Source organism: Ilumatobacter nonamiensis YM16-303 (genome assembly GCF_000350145.1).
Taxonomy (GTDB): Bacteria; Actinomycetota; Acidimicrobiia; order Acidimicrobiales; family Ilumatobacteraceae; genus Ilumatobacter_A; species Ilumatobacter_A nonamiensis.
The window spans coordinates 1-3580 of sequence record NZ_BAOL01000310.1; the positions used below are offsets into that span (position 1 = coordinate 1).

Annotated in this window: 3 protein-coding genes and 1 pseudogene; all 4 read left to right on the forward strand. The window is 67.1% G+C overall.

Going from position 1 to position 3580, the window contains the following annotated elements; translation table 11 throughout:
* Positions 1–331 (forward strand): annotated as a pseudogene (locus ON45_RS23305) (hypothetical protein); the annotation flags it as partial.
* A 92-nt stretch (positions 332–423) separates the two neighbouring features.
* Positions 424–2610 (forward strand): peroxidase family protein, encoded by a 2187-nt coding sequence (locus ON45_RS20190; protein WP_083915201.1) that lies wholly within the window; start codon positions 424–426, stop codon positions 2608–2610.
* Positions 2611–2675: 65 nt separating this feature from the next.
* Entirely contained in the window at positions 2676–3371 is a 696-nt protein-coding gene (locus ON45_RS20195; protein WP_040496518.1) for a response regulator transcription factor, read from the forward strand.
* On the forward strand, positions 3368–3580 hold a 213-nt coding region (locus tag ON45_RS20200; RefSeq protein WP_040496519.1), incomplete at its 3' end, for a hypothetical protein. The genes ON45_RS20195 and ON45_RS20200, both read left to right, overlap by 4 nt.

A 3580-nucleotide genomic window follows, 5' to 3' on the forward strand; every position in this document is an offset into this window, starting at 1 on the left:
CGACGAAACGGAAGTCGACGAAACGGAAGTCACCGACGGCGACGCGCACGGTCGCGGTTGCGGAAGCGATGAAGCCGTCGCAACCGCGCTCGGCCTGACCGAGGACGAGCTGAGCGCAGCTCGCGACGCCGGATCGTCGATCGCCGAGATCGCCGCTTCGGAAGGCGTCGATGTCGATGCGGTCGTGCAGGCGATCGTCGACGGCAAGCCGGAACGTCTCGACGCGAAGGTCGCCGATGGCGAGCTCACCGCCGAGGAGGCGCAGCAGCGCCTCGACCATGCCGAGGAGCGCGCCGTCGACCGGGTCGTCGGCGACGACTCCGAGAGCTGACACCCCGCCCCGATCATCCACCCCCTGGCGGAGCGGTGTCGCTCGTTCCCTGGCGACGCCGCTCCGCCGACCTCGCAACCACAGGAGCTTCCATGTCCCTCACCGCACCCACATCATCCAACCTGACTCGCCGCCGATTCTCTCCACCGCTGTCACGGCGACGCCTCCTCGTCGCTGCGGTCGTGCCCATCGTCATCGGAGCTTCCGCCACGACCGCGAACGCCCAGACCGACGAGACGGACGTGACGGTCTCGAATGACCTGGCCGCCGCGCTCGATGACGGCCGGACGCTCGACGGTTCCGGCAACAACCTCGACGACCCCACGCTCGGCCAGGTCGGCACCGTCTATCCCCGTGTCGCCGACGCGAACTACGCCGACGGCGTCGGTGAACTCGTCGATGGTCCCGACGCGCGGTACGTGAGCAATCGGATCTTCAACGACACGAATCAGAACATCTTCTCCGAGAACGATCTCACCCACTGGAGCTTCGTGTGGGGACAGTTCATCGACCACACGATCGCGCTCCGTGACACCGGTGACGAAGAACTCGTCGTTCCCTACGACGCCGACGACCCGCTCGAGGAGTTCACCAACGACCTGGGAGCGATCGCGACGAGTCGATCGGTCGTCGCCGACGGCACCGGCCTCGACACGGCGCGTGAACAGGTCAACACCGTGAGCTCGTTCATCGACGCGTTCGCCGTGTACGGCGGCAGCGAGGAACGGCTCGACTGGTTGCGCGACGGCCCCGTGGATGGGGACCCGACCAACAATGACGCCTCGCTCCTCCTGGTCGACGGTTTCCTCCCGACCGCCGATGCTCGACCCGAGACCGACGTGCCGGACACCGACCTCCAGGGTCGCCTGATGGCCGACCCCTCTGCCGCCGTCGTCGCAGGGGACCTGCGGGTCAACGAGAACGTCGGTCTGACGGCGGTCCACACCCTGTTCGCTCTCGAACACAACCGCATCGTCGACCTGCTTCCCGACGACATGGACGAGCAGACGAAGTTCGAGATCGCCCAACGCTCGGTTGCCGCGCTGCAGCAGTACATCACCTACAACGAGTTCCTTCCTGCGATGGGCGTCGATCTCGACGACTCCACGGGCTACGACCCAACCGTCGACCCGTCGATCTCGAACGAGTTCGCGACCGTCGGGTACCGCGCTCACTCCGCCATCCACGGCGAGTTCGAGGGACAGATCGACCGTTCCGAGATCAGCGACGAACAGATCGAAGCGCTCCGAGCGGGCGGTGTGGAGGTGACCGACGACGGCGCCACCGTCGAGTTCGCGATTCCGCTCGGAGTGGCGTTCGGGAACCCGGGTCTGTTGACCGAGGTCGGACTCGGGAACATGCTCGCCGGTCTCGCGTCGGAGGCGGCGTACGCGAACGACGAACAGATCGACAATCAGCTGCGCAGCGTGCTGTTCCAGGTGCCCGGCCCCGATGTCGAGAACCCTGCGGACTGCCTCGACGGCACCGAGATCGCCGGCTGCTTCACGGTCGTCAACGACCTCGGCGCGATCGACGTGATCCGCGCGGCGGACCATGGCATGCCGAGCTACAACGACCTGCGCGAGGCATACGGATTGGACCGCGTCGAAGCGTTCACCGACATCACCGGTGAGGCGACCGACGAGTTCCCCGACGACCCCGAGATCGATGCCGCCAATCCGATCGACGACCCGAGCATCCTCGACTTCGTACTCCTCGCCGACGGTGACGGCAACGAACTCGAAGCGGGAACCGACGCCGCCGACGGGGAGACCGTCACCGCCGAGCGCCGAACCACGACCGCCGCCCGTCTCCGTGCGATCTACGGTGACGTCGACGAGGTCGACGCCTTCACCGGGATGGTCTCGGAGGTCCATGTGGCCGGCACCGAGTTCGGTGAGCTCCAACTCGCGATGTGGACCGCCCAGTTCGCGGCGCTCCGCGACGGCGACCGCTTCTTCTACGGCAACGACGACGCACTCGCCGCGATCGAAGCCGACTACGGAATCGACTACCAGCGCAGCCTCGCCGACGTCATCGTGGAGAACACCGACGTCGAGCCGACCGAACTCGCGGACAACGTCTTCCTGCTCGACACGAGCGGCGCCGACGTCGACGACACCGGCGAGGAACCGAACGAGGCGCAGGCGGGCGGAGATGCCCGGACACGGGTGTCCGACCCTGGATCGGGCAGCCCGGATGAGCGCAGCGCTCGCCCACGCCGCGACCGAGTCCCGAACGGCCGCCGGGACGGTCGAGACCGAGGAAGCCAGAACTGAGTGTGTCGACCCGGTCCTCACCGTCGGGTCAGCCTCCCGGCGACCCAGCGGGCAGACTGTCGGCCATGTCCGAGCGCACCGTTCTCGTTGCCGAGGACGACGCCCACGTGCGCGAGGCCCTCGAACGAGCCTTGCGCTTCGAGGGCTACGTCGTGGTCGGTGTGCGCGACGGTGCTGCCGCGCTCGCCGGAATCGACGAGCACACACCGGACGTCATCGTGCTGGACGTCTCGATGCCATTCGTCGACGGACTGACGGTGTGCCGTCGTCTTCGCGCACGCGGCGACCGGACGCCGGTTCTGATCCTGACCGCGCGGGGAGATGTCGGCGACCGGGTCGACGGCCTCGACGCCGGAGCCGACGATTACCTCGCCAAGCCGTTCGCGCTCGACGAGCTCCTGGCCCGTCTGCGTGCTCTGCTGCGTCGCGTCGAAGACCCGGAGGTCGGCCGCCTGGAGCTCGATGACCTCACGCTGGATCTCGCCAGCCGCGACGTGAACCGAGGCGATCGGCTCATCGAGTTGACCCCGACCGAGTTCGAGATCCTCGTGATGTTGATGCGCAACGCCGGTGTCGTCTTGCATCGACCGTTCATCTACTCGGAGATCTGGGGGTACGAGTCGGACACGTCCTCCAAAGCGCTCGACGTCCACATCCGCCTCCTGCGTCGCAAGCTGGAAGCAGCCGGGGAGGATCGCGTGCTGCACACCGTTCACGGCGTCGGCTACGTGCTCCGTCCCGCTTCGACCGAGACGCCATGACGCTGCGGAGTCGGGTCGTCGTGATCGTGACGACCCTGGTCGTGTGTGGGATCACGGTTGCGTCGATCCTGGCGTACGGATCGGCGCAGCAGGAGCTCGTCGACGAAACGAACCGGTTCCTCGAGCAACGCGTGGAGGAACTGGACGACGGAACGCGGGACCGTCCGAGCCGCGGCGACTCGAACGACAACGACTCGAACGACAACGAC

Coding starts and splice junctions, on each gene's coding strand:
- ON45_RS20190 (WP_083915201.1), top strand. CDS start 424: ATGTCCCTCACCGCACCCACATCATCCAACCTGACTCGCCGCCGATTC.
- ON45_RS20195 (WP_040496518.1), top strand. CDS start 2,676: ATGTCCGAGCGCACCGTTCTCGTTGCCGAGGACGACGCCCACGTGCGC.